Below are 16026 nucleotides of genomic sequence, written 5' to 3' on the forward strand. Positions count from 1 at the left end.
CGTCGGGGGGCGCCCGTCAAAGGGCGGTCGCCCGTCAAAGGGCGAGGAAGAGGTCTCCGGGGGCGTCGTCGAGGACGAAACCGTTGTCGAAGCGGACGCGGACCGTCAGGCGGAGCTTCCGTTCCTGGTACGCGGTCCACGCGGGCTCGAGCGAGCCGACCTGCTCCTCCAACTGCCCCCTGCTGCCCGGGGGCATCTGGTGACCGAAGTCGTCGAGCAGGGACTTGAGCCGCTCGTACTCACGGACCTCCTGGCTCTGCGGCCGGTCCTCGTCCAGCCGCTCGACGGTTCCCTCGATACCCGCTGCCAGAGCCAGGAACCCGGCCCCGGCACCCTCCTCCGCGGGGGGTTCACCGGCCGGGACGACCTGCCCGGACAGCCTGAGGTCCACCGCCAGCTTCACCCGCCGGCCCTCTTTCAGCGTCATCGGTCCTTCGTCTCCAGGTTGTCGGGGGTGCCATTATCCGGTCGCTGCGGCCGTCCCGGTTACCCGCGTGGCCCCGTACGGGTGGACTCGCCGCGCACGCGCGGGACGGGAACGCCTCCGCCTCGGCTCCCGGTGGTGATGATGCCCTCCCGAAGCCCGTGACCCGAAGCCCGTGACCCGGAAGAGGCGCCCCCCACATGCGACGTACCCCCTCCCGACGGCTGTTCGCCACCGCACTGCTCGTGGCGTCTGTGCTGGCCCCGATGACGGCGGTGCCCGCCACCGCCGTCCACGCCGAGACCGCCGTCGGCACCGCCGGCGCCGTCGGTGCGGTCGCCGCCGGCCGGCACGGCGAGGACGACTGCCCGCCCGGCGGACTCGGCCCCGAACTGACCGCCCGGCTCGACAAGACCATCGAGGACGTCCGCAAGCGGGCCGGCATCCCCGGCCTCGCCGTCGGCCTGTGGATGCCGGGCAAGGGCAGCTACGTCCGCGCGACCGGCGTCGCCGACAAGGCCACCCGCGAACCGATGAGCACCGACGGCTACATTCGCATCGGCAGCGAGACCAAGACCTTCACCGTCACCGCGCTCCTGAAGCTCGTCGACGACCACCGGATCGGTCTGGACGACCCCATCTCCCGCTACATCCACGGAGTGCCGAACGGGCACCGGATCACCCTGCGCCACCTCGCCGAGATGCGCAGCGGCCTCTTCCCGTACACCTCCGACGAGGGCTTCATCCACGACCTGTTCAGCGACCCGCAGCGCCCCTTCACCCCGGAGGAACTGCTCGCGTACGGCTTCAAGCACAAGAACACCTTCCAGCCGGGCGCGAAGTTCGAGTACTCGAACACCAACCTCATCCTGCTGGGCCTGGTCGTCGAGAAGGTCAGTCGCCAGCCCCTCCCCGAGTTCATCCGCAACCGGGTGCTCCGCCCGGCCCACCTGCGGCACACGCTCCTCCCGACCGGGCCCGAGTTCCCCGAGCCGCACCCCCACGGCTACACCCTCCAGGCGCTCGACGGCACGATCGTGGACGCCACGGACTGGAACCCCAGCTGGGCCTGGGCGGCCGGAGCGATGATCTCCGACATGCACGACCTGCGGCGCTGGGCGAAGGTCGTCGCCACCGGCGAACTGCTCAGCCCCGAGACCCAGGAGCAGCGGCTCATGACGCTCCCGACGGGCTTCCCCGGCACCACCTACGGCCTCGGCATCCTGGAGACCAACGGCTGGATCGGACACAACGGCTCGCTGCCGGGGTACGAGACGGTGACGGTCTACCTGCCCGAGCACGACGCGACACTCGTCCTCATGCTCAACACGGACGTCTCGAGCGACGGCCAGGAGCCGTCGACGTTGGTGGCCCGCGCGATCACGGAGATCGTGACGCCGGACCACGTGTACGCGGGCGCGGTCGAACCGAAGTAGCGGCGGACCCACACCCACCCCGCACCGGGTTGTGGGCAGGCGTTCCGCAAGGGGCGATGGGGGTTCCCCCTGCTCAAGCGAAGCCGAGAGCTTGGGGGAGGGTGGGCACAACGCACGACGGCGCCGCACGCCGGGCGCGGGTCCAGGCCCGGAAGCCTGGGCCCGGCAAGGGGCGCCGTCCCGCGCGCCGCCGGGCCACGCGGGTGGGCTGGGGTGCCGCTCGGCGGGCCCGGCGGCGCGGTCAAGCGGTCCCGACCGGGGCGGTCAGGGGGAGGACTACCGGCGTGCCCGTGGAGGTGGACGCCCGCCGTGCGGAGTTCGGTGAGGGCGTCCGCCGTCGTCGCGGCGGCCACCCCCGCCGTGTAGTCGAGCAGGACGTGCACGTCGAACCCCGCCCGCACCCCGTCCAGCACGGTCGCCTTCACGCAGTGGTCCGTCGCGATCCCGACGACGTCGACCCCGCCGACCTCGCGCTCCCGCAGCCAGTCGCCGAGCGCCGTACCGCCGTCCGTGGCTCCTTCGAAGCCGCTCTTCGAGGCCGAGTGGGCGCCCTTGCAGAACACCTCGTGGACCTCGCCGGAGTCGACGACGGGCGCGAACTCCGGGTGGAACTCGCCTCCTTCCGTTCTGCACGTCGACGACGATCAGGGCACGGCGCACGGCAGCGGCCTTTCCTCGGGGGAGAATGTCCTCCATATGCCCGTCCCGGGCGCTCGCCGGGCAGGGCACGCGCCCGCCGTTCACCCGATCGGGACGGTGTCCGCCCTGGTCACGGCCCAGCGGAGGTCAATCGCGGCCACCTGTCCGAAACTGGGTGGGAGAGGAGGTGGGCGGGTGCCCATGGATGCCGAAGGCGGTACGGGCGGACGGCCGCCGCTCAGCGACGCACGGTTCGTCGTCCGGGTCCGGCCCGGGACGTCCGAGGCGGTGGCGGTCCTCGGTCTGGGCGGTGAGCTCGACCACGACACGGTCGCCCCGCTGCGCCGGGCACTGGACGAGCACGCCGGGGCACGTCGGGTCGTCGTCGACTGCGCCGGCCTGTCGTTCTGCGACTCGACCGGCCTGAACGAGCTGTTGCGGGCGCGCCTGAGGCTGCGGGAGACGGGCGGATGCCTGGATCTCGCGGGACTGCGCCCGCCGGTGGACCGGATGTTCGCGATCACCGGGGCGCGGACGGTCTTCCGGGTGTACGGGGACGTGGCCGAGGCACTGGCCGATGACGCGGAGCGGCCGGGAGAGGGTGGAGGGGCAGATGGCTGACGGTGTCGGGCCGGGAGGCGGTGGAGAGGCCGATGGCTGACGACGCTCGGCCGGGAGACGGTGGAGAAGCGCATGGCTGAGGGCGAAGGCGGAGCCGGAGAGGGCGGAGCCGGCGGCGGCCCCCCGCACCAGGTCCGCCGGCTGGTGCTGCACGGGACGCGCGGGGTCGTCTCGCGCTGCCGGGACTTCACGGCGGAGGCGCTGGCCGACTGGGGGTGGATCCCGGCGGACAGCGAGGAGGCGGCGGAGCGGGCCGAGGACGTCCTGCTGCTCGTGTCGGAGGTCGTCACCAACGCCTGTCTGCACGCCGGCGGCCCCGAGGAGTTCGTCCTGCGGTACGGGGAGGGGCGGCTGCGCGTGGAGGTGTCCGATGCCGGACCGGAGCATCCGCGGATGCGGGTGCCCCGGTCCGCAGCGCTGCCCGGCGGGCACGGCCTGATGGTCCTGGACCGGCTGGCCGGGGCCTGGGGCAGCCGGGACAAGGGGCCGGGAGCCGTGGGCAAGGTGGTGTGGCTGGAGGTCAGCCGCCCGCCCCGGAGGAAGCCGGGCGAACCGGATTAGACCGGTCGGGGACGGGCAGGCGCCGCACGGGGGACAGTCACCTCCGGAAGGAGAGGAGCGGATCATGCCGCGCGGATCGAACGCCAAGAGGGAGCGGCAGTACGAGCACATCAAGGAGAGCGCCCTGGAGCGGGGCGAGAGCAGGAAGCGCGCGGAGGAGATCGCCGCCCGCACGGTGAACAAGGAGCGGGCGCGGTCCGGTGAGTCGAAGACCGCGAGCAAGAGCTCGACGCAGGACATGTCGTCCTCGCGCCGTGGCGGCAAGCGCTCGCACAGCGGCTCGCAGGGTCCGACGTACGACCAGCTCTACGCCGAGGCCCAGCGCCGCAACATCCACGGCCGTTCCTCGATGGACAAGGCCGAACTGAAACGGGCCCTGGGTCACTGAGAACCCGGGACCGCGCCCTCCACGACACCCCGGACGACGCCGAGGTCCACCAGGTCCCGGGGACGCAGGCGGAGCTGGTCGGCGGTGGTCGCGGCCTCGTCCGGGGCGCGCTTGAGGATGGCGGCGGCCGACTCGGGCGCGATGACGGAGAAGTAACTGTCCGGCGTGGCCCAGGTGTTGCCCGGGGCGGCGAGGGCGAGGGCGCCGCCCGAACCTCCCTCGCCGATGAGCAGCGAGGTCAGTGGGGTGCGGGCGGAGGCGACGGCGGCGAACAGATCGGCGATCGCGGTCCCCGCGCCCGCGCGCTCCGCCGCGGCGTCGTTCGCGGCGCCCGGTGTGTCGACGAGGGTGAGCACCGGGATCCCCAGCCGGTCGGCCAGGCGCACGAGCCGGGCCGCCGTGCGGAAGCCGGCCGGGCGGGTCGCGGTGCCGCACTGCGCGGCGTAGGCCGCGGTACGGCCGTCGCGGAGCCGCCCGAAGCCGCACCGCATGCCCGGATCGACGCCCCCGCAGCGGTCTCCGGAGATCTCCTCGCGCAGGGTGAAGTGGGCGTCGAGGTACGCGGCGGCCCGGGGCCGGTCCGGGTGCCGGGCGCGCGCCACGGCCTCCCGGCCGCTCGCGGCGGGCGGCGTGTCGGGGGCGCCGAGTGCGAGGGGCGGCGAGACCGGGCCCTCGGCGGGGCGGACGAGCAGGGAGAGCCAGCGCCCGAGGGTCTCGCGCAGCGCGTCCGGCCGCACGATCGCGTCGATGTGACCGTGGGCGAGCTGCGCCTCGGCGGTGTACGCGGCCGGGTCCGCGTCCGGCGGCCGGACGCGGGACCCCGCGAAGCCGACCTGGGCGCCGGGCAGGGCGAGGACGACATCGGAGCCGGCGCCGAGCGTGGCCCAGCCGCCGCCCGTCGTCGGATCCCGCAGGACGGCGATCTGCGGCAGCCCCGCGGCGCGGGTGAGCTCCGACTCGCGGGCCAGGTACTGGAGTTGGAGGAGGGCCCGCATGCCCTCGTGCATCCGGCTGCCGCCGGTGGCGGGCAGAACGACCACGGGCAGCCGGCGCGCCCGCGCCAGGGCGTGGGCGGCGGCGGCCCGCGCGCCCGTCCGCTCCCCGAGGGACCCGCCGAGGAACCGGAACTCGAAGGAGATCAGTACCGCCGTCACCCCGCCCACCACACCCGTGCCGCAGACCACCGACTCGGTCTCGCCGGTGCGGTCGGCGGCGCGGGCGTGCGCGGCGGAGTACCCGGGCCAGGCGATCGGCCCGTCACCGGTCAAGGGCCCTTCCGCGAAGGGGAGGTCGCTGAAGTCGTCGGTGACGAGGGCGATCGCCTCGCGTGCCGTCGTCGGGTCGCTCATGCGGGCCTCGCCGCTCGTCGCCGGAAGGTGCGTACGGGATGGTGCTCGGGTGCGCACGGAGTCGTGCGGCGCCGTACGGCCACCGTACCGCCGGGGTTCCGCCCGGCACCGTGCCCCCTTCCGCTGCCGTCAGGCCAGGATGCCGCTCCCGTGCGGGGCGTACAGGTCGAGGAGCCGGACCCGGGTCACATGGAGGCGGTGGGCGAGGATCGCCCCGACCCAGAACATGACCGAGGCGCCGAACTCCGTGTCCGAGCGGCACATCGACCGGACGGCCGGGGCATCGAACTCGTACGCCCGTACCGGCGTCATCGCCTCGGCCCCCGACTGGCACAGATACGGCGGGAACAGCCAGGAGAGACCGACCAGCTCGCCGTGGCGCAGGGTCTCGATCACGGGCGCCCCGCGGCCCGGCACCTTCGCGTCGAGCGTCACCGCGCCCGTCTTCACGATCCAGAAGCGGTCGGCGTGCTGCTGCTCCTCGAACAGGCGGTGGCCGGAATCGAAGTACACGTCCTCGGCGAAGGCCATCAGGCGCTCCCGGTGCTCCGGCGGCAACGTGCTGACCTTGGGCGCGGCACTGCTCATGGCGGACCCTCCTCGCACACTCGGCTCCCACCCCCAGTGTGGGCCCGCCCGCCCCCGTACGCAGGGTTCGGACCGGCCGACCGGGTGCCGACGCGCAGGGTGGTCCCGCGGCCACCCTCCGTACACCCTTCGTCCGGAGTGCGCGCGCCGGGCCGAGGGCGGAGCATGAACCTGAGGAGGGAGCGGCAAGCGGGGGCGTGACCCAGGAGGGTGCCATGCCCGTCCCGGACGGCGGCGACGAGCTCGTCGTGTTGCGTGGGGTCGACAAGCACTTCGGGCCCCTGCACGTCCTCCAGTCCATCGACCTCACGATCCACCGCGGCGAGGTCGTCGTCGTCATCGGGCCCTCCGGCTCGGGGAAGTCGACACTGTGCCGGGCGATCAACCGCCTGGAGACCATCGACGCGGGCGAGATCGTCGTCGACGGGCGGCCGCTGCCTGCCGAAGGACGTGAACTGGCGGCCCTGCGGGCCGATGTGGGGATGGTCTTCCAGTCCTTCAACCTCTTCGCGCACAAGACCGTCCTCGACAACGTGACGCTCGGGCAGATCAAGGTCCGAAAGAAGGAGCGGAAGAAGGCCGAGGAAAGGGCCCGCGCCCTCCTCGACCGGGTCGGCGTCGCCTCCCAGGCCGACAAGTACCCGGCCCAGCTCTCCGGGGGCCAGCAGCAGCGCGTGGCGATCGCCCGCGCCCTCGCCATGGATCCGAAGGTGATGCTCTTCGACGAGCCGACCTCCGCGCTCGACCCCGAGATGATCAACGAGGTCCTGGAGGTCATGCAGCAGCTGGCCCGGGACGGCATGACGATGGTGGTCGTCACCCACGAGATGGGCTTCGCCCGATCCGCCGCCAACCGCGTGGTCTTCATGGCCGACGGCCGGATCGTCGAGGAGACCTCCCCCGACGAGTTCTTCAGCAACCCGCGCAGCGAGCGCGCCAAGGACTTCCTGTCCAAGATCCTCCACCACTGACCTGTTCAGCCCAGAGGTGATCCTCATGAACCCGCTCAGGACCAGCAGGGCCACCGTCGCAGCCGCCGCGGCCGTCGTCCTCTCCTTCACCTCCGCCGGATTCGCGAACGGCGCGGCCGGCGGTGCGCTCCGCGACAACGGCGACAAGATCACCGTCGGCATCAAGTTCGACCAGCCCGGCATCGGCCTGAAGACCCCCGACGGCACCTACACCGGCTTCGACGTCGACGTGGCGACGTACGTCGCCAAGCAGCTCGGCCACGACCCGAAGGACATCGTGTGGAAGGAGGCCAAGAGCGCCGACCGGGAGACCCTGCTCCAGCGCGGCGACGTGGACTTCATCGCGGCCTCGTACTCGATCAACGACAAGCGGGCCGAGAAGGTCGACTTCGCGGGCCCCTACCTCCTCGCCCACCAGGACGTCCTGATCCGGGCCGACGACGACTCGATCAAGAAGCCGTCCGACCTGAACAACAAGAAGCTCTGCTCGGTCACCGGCTCGACCTCCGCGCAGAACGTCAAGGACAAGATCGCGCCCAACGCCCAACTCCAGGAGTACGGCGGCTACTCCGAGTGCCTGACCGGTCTGGAGAACGGGGTCATCGACGCCGTCACCACCGACGACTCGATCCTCGCCGGCTACGCCGCGCAGCCCGAGTTCAAGGGCAAGTTCAAGCTCGGCGGCTTCAAGATGAGCAACGAGAACTACGGCATCGGCGTCCAGAAGGGCAGCGAGCTCAAGGGCAAGATCAACAAGGCCCTGGAGAAGATGGTCGCCGACGGTTCCTGGGACGCGGCGGTCAAGAAGAACTTCGGCCCCGCCGGCTACCAGAACGAGCCCGCCCCGAAGATCGGCGTCATCGTCAAGTGAGCAGGCCGTCGTGTTCGACTTCCTTCAGGGGTACGACCTGCTCGGAGCCTTCTGGGTGACGGTGCAGCTCACCATCTACTCCGCGATCGGCTCCCTCGTCTGGGGGACGCTGCTGGCCGCGATGCGCGTCAGCCCCGTCCCCCTCATGCGGGGCTTCGGCACCGTCTACATCAACATCGTCCGCAACATCCCCCTGACCGTCATCATCGTCTTCACCTCGCTCGGCCTCTTCCAGACCCTCGGAGTCAGCCTCGGCGCCGAACGCTTCACCACCATCAACTTCCGGCTCGCCGTCCTCGGCCTCACCGCCTACACCAGCGCCTTCGTCTGCGAGGCCCTCCGCTCCGGCATCAACACCGTCCCCCTCGGACAGGTCGAGGCCGCCCGCGCCATCGGCCTCAACTTCCCCCAGGTCCTGCGCCTGATCGTGCTCCCGCAGGCCTTCCGCTCCGTCGTCGGCCCGCTCGCCAACGTCCTCATCGCCCTCACCAAGAACACCACCGTGGCCGCCGCCATCGGCGTCGCCGAAGCGGCCCTGCTGATGCGCGAGATGATCGAGAACGAGGCCCAGCTCATCCTCATCTCCGCGATCTTCGCCTTCGGATTCCTCTGCCTCACACTCCCCACCGGCCTGTTCCTCGGCTGGGTGGCCAAGAAGGTGGCGGTGAAGCGGTGAAGGACCAGCCCACCGTCCTCTACGACGTCCCCGGCCCGCGCGCCCGGCGGCGCAACCTCCTGTGGAGCCTGCTGTTCCTGATCGGTCTCGCCGCCGTGGTGTGGTGGGTCGTGGCGAGCCTCGCCGACAAGAACCAGCTCGAATGGGCCAAGTGGGCGCCCTTCTTCACCGACGCCCGCGTCTGGGAGACGTACATCCTGCCCGCCCTCAAGAACACCGTGATCGCCGCCGCGCTCGCCATGGTCATCGCCCTGCCCCTCGGCGCGCTCCTCGGCATCCTCCGGCTCTCCGACCACCGCGCCGTACGCGCCGCCGCCGGCACCGTCGTCGAGTTCTTCCGGGCCATCCCCGTCCTGATCCTGATGCTCTTCGCGAACGCCACCTACTCCGAGTTCACCGACATCAGCCCGGACACCCGCCCCCTGTACGCCGTCGTCACCGGCCTCGTCCTCTACAACGCCTCCGTCCTCGCCGAGATCGTCCGCGCCGGCATCCTCGCCCTCCCCGCAGGCCAGACCGACGCGGCCAAGGCCATCGGCATGCGCAAGGGCCAGACCATGACGTACGTCCTCCTGCCGCAGTCCGTCACCGCCATGCTGCCCGCCCTCGTCAGCCAGCTCGTCGTCATCGTCAAGGACACCGCCCTCGGCGGCGCGATGCTCGGCTTCTCCGAACTCCTCGCCTCCGTACGCCCGATGAGCGCCAACTACGGCGCCAACACCATCGCCTGCTTCACCGTCGTCGCCGTGATCTTCGTCGCCCTCAACTTCGCGCTCACCACCTTCGCCTCCTGGCTCGAAGGCCGGCTCCGCCGCGGCAAGAAGTCCACCGGCGCGGTCGTCGGTGTCGGGGCGGTGGAGGAACTTGCGGCGCCGGGTGAGCACCCGGACACGCGCTGAGACCCATTCGGGTGAGGAGGCCCCGCCGCGCCGCCGGACGTGCCGTAATACCCACCATGAACGCCACCAGGACCGCGTCCGAGCCGCGCCTCGAACCCACCCGCACCGACCGTCTCCTCGCCGCGCTCGGCGGCGTGGTCTCGGCGTACGTCTCCCTGGCGGTCGCGGACCTCGCCTCCTTCTGGGTACGGCCCGAGGCAGGCCCCGTCGTGGCTGTCGGCGGCACCGTCGTCGACCGGACCCCGGCAGCCCTCAAGGAGTGGGCGATCCGCTCCTTCGGCGAGAACGACAAGACCGTCCTCCAGCTCGGGATCCTGCTCCTCCTCACCGTTCTCGCCCTCGGCGTCGGGCTGCTCGCGCTCGGCCACCCCCTGCTCGGCTCGGCGGCCGTCGCCGCCTTCGGCGTCCTCGGGGCCGTCGCCGCCGTCACCCGCCCCGACTCCGACTCCGCCCTGGACGCCGTGCCCTCCCTGGTCGGAGCCGCCGCCGGCGCGCTCCTGCTGTACGTCCTGATCAGCCGCCTCCTCACCCCGAGGCCCGGCACCGCGAACCCCGACCGGCGCGGCTTCCTGATCGTCGCCGCATCCACCGGCCTCGCCGCGACCGCCGCCGCCGCCATCGCCCGCGCCGCCGGCAGCCCCGTACAGGAGAACGCCGCCTCCTCCCGCGCGGCCCTCGTCCTGCCCCGACCCGATTCCCCCGCGCCGGGCGTGCCCGTCGGAGCGCGGCTGGACGTCCCCGGCCTCGGCCCCTTCGTCACCCCGAACCGCGACTTCTACCGCGTCGACACGGCGCTCGTCGTCCCCAAGGTCAACGCCGACGACTGGCGGCTGCGCATCCACGGCAGCGGCGTCCGCGAGGAACGCACCCTCACCCTGCGGCAGCTCATGGCACGGCCGACGGTCGAACGGGACATCACCCTGTGCTGCGTCTCCAACGAGGTCGGCGGCACGCTCGTCGGCAACGCCCGCTGGCTCGGCGTCCCCCTCGCCCCCCTGCTCCGCGAGGCCGGCGTCCGCCCGCCCTCCGAGGGCGGCCCCGCCGACCAGCTCGTCGCCCGGTCCGTCGACGGCATGACCATCGGCACCCCCGTCGAAGCCGTCATGGACGGCCGCGACGCCCTCCTCGCCTTCGGGATGAACGGCGAACCCCTGCCCTTCACCCACGGCTTCCCCGTCCGCATGGTCGTCCCCGGCCTGTACGGCTACGTCTCCGCCTGCAAGTGGATCGAGTCGATCGAACTCACCACCTTCGACGCGTACGACGCCTACTGGGTCCCGCGCGGCTGGGCGGCGCAGGCCCCCGTCAAGACCCAGTCCCGCATCGACACCCCACGCCCCTCCGCCCGCACCGCCGCCGGCACCGTCATGGTCGCCGGGGTCGCCTGGGCCCAGCACCGCGGCATCCGGCGCGTCGAGGTACGGATCGACGACGGCCCCTGGCAGGACGCCCGGCTCGCGGCGCAGGACACCACCGACACCTGGCGCCAGTGGGTCCACCCCTGGGCCGCCACCCCCGGCCACCACACCCTCACCGTCCGCGCGACCGACGGCACCGGCACCACCCAGCCGGAACACCGCACCGGCACCATGCCGGACGGGGCCCAGGGGTGGCACTCGGTCGAGGTGACGGTCAAGGGAGGATGACCCCCTTTCCGTCCACGGTCAGAACCAGTGGAGGCAGTGCGGGGAGCGCTCGCCGCGGAACAGCGCGTCGGCGAGCGCGGCCGCGCCCGGGCGGTGGGCCCGGATGTGCCCGGCGCGCACGAGGGTGCTCGGCGCGGTGCCGCCGAGATAGACCGCTCCCAGGTCCCGCACGTCCAGGGACAGGTCCGGCTCCCGGTCCGTCTGCTCGCACACGGCCTTGCCGTCCCGGACAGCCAGCAGGAAGCGGCCGTGCTCGCCGAGGAACGGGTCGTCCACGTCGAGGACCAGCTCGCCGTCCGTGAACCAGCCGCGCGCGGTCAGCGCCCCCGGGACGTCGAGGAGCCGCACCCAGAGCCAGTCGGTGGGGTTGCCCACCTCGCCGGCACGGAAGTCCGCCAGCTGCCAGCGCAGCGGATGCTCGGGCGGGACGTGCTTGAACACGACCGAACCGACCAGGTCGTGTTCGAGCACGAACCGGGCCAGGGCCGTGAAGACGGCGTCGTCGACGGCGATCGTCTCGTCGACGGTCAGAGTGCGGTCGTCGCCGACGGTGTAACTGGCGTATCCGTCCGGGTTCCCGTCGGCGTCCCGGTGGACGGCGACGTAACGCGGCGCCGGAGCGATCGGGGGCTGCCCCGCCCGCCGGGCCCACCAGCGGGGCGGCCGGGACAGCGCGCCGGGCTGCGCGCGGCGGTACCGGTCGTAGACCTCTTCGAGGATCTCCGCGCATTCGGCACGCCGCAGCACCTCGACCGAGCCGGCGCCCGCGTCGGCCGCCTTCCCGGAGACCCGGGGAACGGCGAGCGCGGCCTGCCGGCGCGGCACGGTCAGCCGCCCCGTGTAGGTCGCGGGAGCGTAGCCGAACCTGCCGTAGATCGTGGCCTCGGAGGCCAGGAGCACAGAGAGGAGATCCCCCCGGGCCCGCAGCTCGGTGAGCTGATGCCGCATCATCGCGCTGAGGACGCCACGGCGCCGGTGCGAGGGCAGCACGCCGACGGCGGTCACCCCGCCGACCGGGACGAGGGCCCCACCGGGCAGGGTGAGCTCGAAGGAGTACGAAGCGGCGGTGCCGACAGGCCGCCCGTCCTGCCCCAGGGCGAGCAGACCACGGTCCATCTCCAACGCCGACCACCAGACCCCTCCACCGTCCTCGGCCGGCGTCTCGGGGAAGAGCCCGAACGCGGTGTGCATCGTGTCGACGAAGACCTCGTGGTCCTGGTCGGTCGTGGGACGGATCTTCATCGGTACTGCAGCCTCCCGGGAACACCGGCACCACCACGCGCGGTGCCCCGCACAGTGCAGCCTCGCCCCGTGACCAGGTCAAACGAATTACGGTCGGCCGCGACACAGCACGGCTCCACGGCGCACGTAACGAACCGGTTCCACAGGTCCGTTCGGGGCGCGCATGAGGGACACTGCTCCCGTGCGTGGACATCTGCCGGACGAGAACCCCGGTTTCGTGGGACGCCGCACGTAACTCGAGCGGGTCTCCGCCGCGTTGGCGGAGCACCGCCTCGTCACCGTGACCGGCGTCGGCGGCGTGGGGAAGACCCGGCTCGCGCTGCGCGCCGCGCACCGCGCCGCCGCCGGCTGTCCGGACGGCGCCTGGTGGACCGACCTCGCCCAGCTCGACGGCGAGCGGCTCCTCGTCGCGCTCGTCGCCGACTCCGTCGACCTCGCCGACCACACCCCCGGCACGGCCACCACCGGGCTCTGCCGCCGGCTCGCCGACGACCGGCTGCTGCTGGTCCTCGACTCCTGCGAGCACCTCGCCGAGCCCTGCGCCCGGCTCGTGACCGAACTCCTCGCCGCCGCCCCCGGACTCACCGTCCTCGCCACCAGCCGCCGCCCCCTCGGCGTCGCGGGGGAGCGGGTCGTCGGCCTCGACCCGCTGCCGCCCGCCGGACGCGATGCCCTGGAGCTGCTCCGCCGGGCCGCCGGGGAGGACTTTCCCGCCGCCGGGCCCGCCGGGGAGATCTGCGTACGCCTGGAGGGCATCCCGCTCGCCCTGGAACTGGCGGCCGCCCAGATCCGCCTCCAGGGCGCCGAAGCCGTACGCGACCAGCTCGGCACCCGCCTCGACGCCCCGCCGGGCGCCCGCTTCGACCTCCTCGCGCACACCGAACGGGTGTGGCCGACGCGCCACCAGACCCTGCGCGCCGCCATCGGCTGGAGCCACGAGCTGAGCACCCCCCTCGAACGGCTCCTCTGGGCCCGGCTCTCCGTCTTCCGCGGCCCCTTCGACCTCGCGTCCGCGACCGCCGTGTGCGCCGGCGGCCCCCTGAACCGCGCGACCCTGCCCGGCGCGCTCGACGGACTCGTCCGCTCCTCCGTGGTCCGCCCGCCGGACGGCGCCGGCCGATTCCGCATGCTCGACACCATCCGCGAGTACGGCGCGACCTGGCTCGACCGGACCGGCGAGACCGGAACGGTCGCCGACCGGCACGCCGCCCACTTCCGCGGTCTGGCCCGCCGGGCCGAGACCGAATGGCACGGCGCCCGCCAGCTCCACTGGTACCGGACCGCCGACGCGCACCACACCGACCTGCGCACCGCCCTCGACCGGCTGCTGCGCACCGATCCCGACGCCGCCCTCGACCTCGTCGGCTCCGTCGCCTTCGCCTGGTCCTGCCGCGGCCGCCTCCGCGAGGCCCGCGACGGCCTCGAACAGGCCCTGCTCCTCAGCGAGGCCCGCGGCCGCACCCGGGCCCGCGCCCTGTGGGCCCTCGGCGTCACCCTGGTCCTCCAGGGCGAGTCCGGCCCCGCCCAGGAGGTGAGCGAGCGCTGCGCCCGCGAGGCCAGGTACACGGAGCACACCGAGCCCTCGCCGTACGAGGAGGCTCCTCGCGACGACCGCGACCGGCCCGGCGACCTCACGGAGCACGGTGGGGGAGTCGCGACGCCCGGCCGGCCCGGCGACCTCACGGAGCACGACGGAGGAGGCCCGGCGCCCGGCCGGCCCGGCGACCTCACGGAGCACGGCAGAGGGGGCCCGGCGCCCGGCCGGCCCGGCGACCTCACGGAGCACGACGGAGGAGGCCCGGCGCCCGGCGGTCACCGCGCCCGGCCCGGCGACCTCACCCTCGACGCCGCCGCCCTCGCCGGGCTCCTCGCCCTGACCACCGGCCGCCCGATGGCCGCGTACGTCGTCGTGGGCCACGTCCTCGACGCCGCCCGGGGCGGCCCCGCCGACTCCGCGGCCCGGCTCCGCTGCCACCTCGTGCGGGTCTTCGCCCTCACGGGCCTCGGCCGGCTCGCCGAGGCCCGCGAGCGGGCGCTCCACCTCCGCGCCCTGTGCGAGGAGCTCGACGAACACTGGACCCGCACCGCCCTCGAGTACCAGCTCGCCCTCACCGGCCTCCTGGAGGGCGACCCGGCGGCCGCCTCCGGCCACGCCCGCGCCATGCTCGAAGGCACCCGCAGCCTCGGCGCGAGCCTCGGCGTCGCCCTCGGCCTCGACGTCCTCGCCACCGCCCTCGCGGCGGCCGGGGACGGCGAGCGCGCGGCCGACGTGTCCGGCACGGGCGAGGCGTACTGGCGCTCCACCGGCCAGCCCCGCCGCGGCCTGCCCGGCCTGCGGGCCCTGCGCGAGAAGTACACCGACACCGCCCGCGCGACGATCGGCGAACCCGCCTACGAGGAGATCTTCGTCCGCGCCCTCACCGGCCCTCCCCAGGACGGCCTCGACCGGGCCCTGCGCGGACCCCGGCGGGACTGAGGGGACCACCCGGGCCTTCCGACGTGCCGGGCCCCCCGCTCCGGCGCACCATGAGGGCATGGACGGATCCCTGAGTGGTCTGAGCGACATCAGCACACCAGGACGCGTGGCCGGCTCCGAGGAGGGCGTCACCGCGCACGAGCTCGCCCTCGCCGCCCGCAACCACGGACTGCCCCTGGAGGCCCTGCGGTACGACGTCACCCCGCCCGGACTCCACTACGTCCTCGTGCACTACGACATCCCCGCCACCGACGCGGACGGCTGGCGGCTCACCGTCGGCGGCCGGGTCCTCCGGCCCCTCGCCCTGGACCTCGCGGAGCTCCGCGCCCGGCCCGCCGTCACCCGCCGCGTCACCCTGGAATGCGCAGGGAACGGCCGGGCGCTGCTCACACCCCGCCCCGTCAGCCAGCCCTGGCTGGTCGAGGCCGTCGGGACCGCCGACTGGACCGGCGTCCCGCTGGCCGCCCTCCTCGCGGAGGCGGGCATCGCCGAGGACGCAGCCGAGGCGGTGTTCACCGGCGCCGACCACGGGGTGGAGCGCGGCGTCGAACAGGACTACCGCCGCAGCCTGCCCCTGGCCACGGCCGCCGACCCCGCCCGGGACGTCCTCGTCGCGTACGCGATGAACGGGGCGCCCCTGCCGCCGCAGCACGGCAGCCCGCTCCGGCTCGTCGTCCCCGGCTGGTACGGCATGGCGCACGTGAAGTGGCTCCACGACATCACGCTCAGCGACAGCCCGTACACCGGCTTCCAGCAGAGCGTCGCCTACCGCCTGCGCCGCGAGGCGACCGACCCGGGGGAGCCCGTCACCCTGATCGCGCCCCGGGCCCTGATGGTGCCCCCGGGCTTCCCCGACTTCATGTCCCGCACCCGCGTCGTACGCCCCGGCCCCGTGCCGCTCACCGGACGCGCCTGGTCGGGGCACGGTCCGGTCACCCGCGTCGAGGTCAGCGAGGACGGCGGGGCGGCCTGGACCGACGCCGCACTCGACCGGGACCCCGCACACCCCTGGGCCTGGTCCGCCTGGCACACCACCTGGACCGCGACGCCGGGACTGCGCCACCTGACCGTGCGGGCCACCGACGCCGAGGGGAACGTCCAGCCGCTCACCGAACCGTGGAACCGCGGCGGCTTCGCCAACAACCTCGTCCAGCGGGTCGAGGTGCTCTGCACCCCGGACGCGTCGGCCCCGTCTCCCTAGGCCCGGTCCGCCCCGGACGCGTCGGCCCCGCCCAGGCC

Annotated in this window: 15 protein-coding genes and 1 pseudogene; 11 read left to right on the forward strand and 5 right to left on the reverse strand. The window is 73.5% G+C overall.

What is annotated here, in order from left to right:
* Positions 1-34: 34 nt before the first annotated feature.
* A complete protein-coding gene (locus ACN9M0_RS33350; RefSeq protein ID WP_366041639.1) occupies positions 35-427 on the reverse strand; it encodes a hypothetical protein in 393 nt (130 codons plus the stop codon).
* A 197-nt stretch (positions 428-624) separates the two neighbouring features.
* On the opposite strand from ACN9M0_RS33350, the gene ACN9M0_RS33355 reads away from it, so the two are divergent.
* Positions 625-1860 carry a serine hydrolase domain-containing protein gene (locus ACN9M0_RS33355; protein WP_366041638.1) on the forward strand — a complete coding sequence of 412 codons (1236 nt, stop codon included), beginning with the start codon at positions 625-627 and terminating at the stop codon, positions 1858-1860.
* 287 nt (positions 1861-2147) lie between these two features.
* Here the strand turns inward: ACN9M0_RS33355 and ACN9M0_RS33360 are convergent.
* Positions 2148-2486 (reverse strand): annotated as a pseudogene (locus ACN9M0_RS33360) (isochorismatase family protein); the annotation flags it as partial.
* A 214-nt stretch (positions 2487-2700) separates the two neighbouring features.
* On the opposite strand from ACN9M0_RS33360, the gene ACN9M0_RS33365 reads away from it, so the two are divergent.
* From ACN9M0_RS33365 to ACN9M0_RS33375, 3 genes are all read left to right on the forward strand, one after another.
* Positions 2701-3120 carry an STAS domain-containing protein gene (locus tag ACN9M0_RS33365; RefSeq protein WP_366041637.1) on the forward strand — a complete coding sequence of 140 codons (420 nt, stop codon included), beginning with the start codon at positions 2701-2703 and terminating at the stop codon, positions 3118-3120.
* A 72-nt stretch (positions 3121-3192) separates the two neighbouring features.
* A complete protein-coding gene (locus ACN9M0_RS33370; protein ID WP_366041636.1) occupies positions 3193-3681 on the forward strand; it encodes an ATP-binding protein in 489 nt (162 codons plus the stop codon).
* A gap of 64 nt (positions 3682-3745) precedes the next feature.
* The gene (locus ACN9M0_RS33375; RefSeq protein WP_366041635.1) at positions 3746-4069 is read left to right on the forward strand and encodes a plasmid stabilization protein; all 324 of its coding nucleotides are present in this window, start codon (positions 3746-3748) and stop codon (positions 4067-4069) included.
* On the opposite strand, the gene ACN9M0_RS33380 is transcribed toward ACN9M0_RS33375, so the two are convergent.
* The gene (locus ACN9M0_RS33380; RefSeq protein WP_426404740.1) at positions 4063-5418 is read right to left on the reverse strand and encodes a carboxyl transferase domain-containing protein; all 1356 of its coding nucleotides are present in this window, start codon (positions 5416-5418) and stop codon (positions 4063-4065) included. The genes ACN9M0_RS33375 and ACN9M0_RS33380 overlap by 7 nt on opposite strands.
* 129 nt (positions 5419-5547) lie before the next feature.
* Entirely contained in the window at positions 5548-6006 is a 459-nt protein-coding gene (locus ACN9M0_RS33385; protein WP_366041633.1) for a Crp/Fnr family transcriptional regulator, read from the reverse strand.
* 215 nt (positions 6007-6221) lie between these two features.
* Between ACN9M0_RS33385 and ACN9M0_RS33390 the strand changes: the two genes are divergently transcribed.
* Genes ACN9M0_RS33390 through ACN9M0_RS33410 form a run of 5 tightly spaced genes read left to right on the forward strand, consistent with a single transcriptional unit; the run spans position 6222 to position 11069 of the window.
* The gene (locus ACN9M0_RS33390; protein WP_366041632.1) at positions 6222-6977 is read left to right on the forward strand and encodes an amino acid ABC transporter ATP-binding protein; all 756 of its coding nucleotides are present in this window, start codon (positions 6222-6224) and stop codon (positions 6975-6977) included.
* A 16-nt stretch (positions 6978-6993) separates the two neighbouring features.
* Positions 6994-7848, forward strand: coding sequence for a glutamate ABC transporter substrate-binding protein (locus tag ACN9M0_RS33395; protein ID WP_426404741.1), 855 nt, complete (start codon positions 6994-6996; stop codon positions 7846-7848).
* Positions 7849-7858: 10 nt separating this feature from the next.
* Complete coding sequence (locus ACN9M0_RS33400) at positions 7859-8524, forward strand: amino acid ABC transporter permease (RefSeq protein WP_426404742.1); 666 nt, start codon at positions 7859-7861, stop codon at positions 8522-8524.
* A complete protein-coding gene (locus ACN9M0_RS33405) occupies positions 8521-9423 on the forward strand; it encodes an amino acid ABC transporter permease (RefSeq protein WP_366041629.1) in 903 nt (300 codons plus the stop codon). The genes ACN9M0_RS33400 and ACN9M0_RS33405 overlap by 4 nt, the downstream gene beginning before the upstream one ends.
* 56 nt (positions 9424-9479) lie before the next feature.
* Positions 9480-11069, forward strand: a complete 1590-nt coding sequence (locus ACN9M0_RS33410; RefSeq protein WP_426404743.1) for a molybdopterin-dependent oxidoreductase — start codon at positions 9480-9482, stop codon at positions 11067-11069.
* 18 nt (positions 11070-11087) lie between these two features.
* On the opposite strand, the gene ACN9M0_RS33415 is transcribed toward ACN9M0_RS33410, so the two are convergent.
* Entirely contained in the window at positions 11088-12311 is a 1224-nt protein-coding gene (locus ACN9M0_RS33415) for a GNAT family N-acetyltransferase (protein WP_426404744.1), read from the reverse strand.
* Between the two features lie 256 nt (positions 12312-12567).
* Between ACN9M0_RS33415 and ACN9M0_RS33420 the strand changes: the two genes are divergently transcribed.
* Both ACN9M0_RS33420 and ACN9M0_RS33425 read left to right on the forward strand, forming a co-directional pair.
* Positions 12568-14787 (forward strand): ATP-binding protein, encoded by a 2220-nt coding sequence (locus ACN9M0_RS33420; protein WP_426404745.1) that lies wholly within the window; start codon positions 12568-12570, stop codon positions 14785-14787.
* Between the two features lie 58 nt (positions 14788-14845).
* Entirely contained in the window at positions 14846-15988 is a 1143-nt protein-coding gene (locus ACN9M0_RS33425) for a sulfite oxidase (protein ID WP_366041625.1), read from the forward strand.
* Positions 15989-16026 lie beyond the last annotated feature (38 nt).

Source organism: Streptomyces sp. R-07 (assembly GCF_049913175.1).
Lineage (GTDB): Bacteria > Actinomycetota > Actinomycetes > Streptomycetales > Streptomycetaceae > Streptomyces.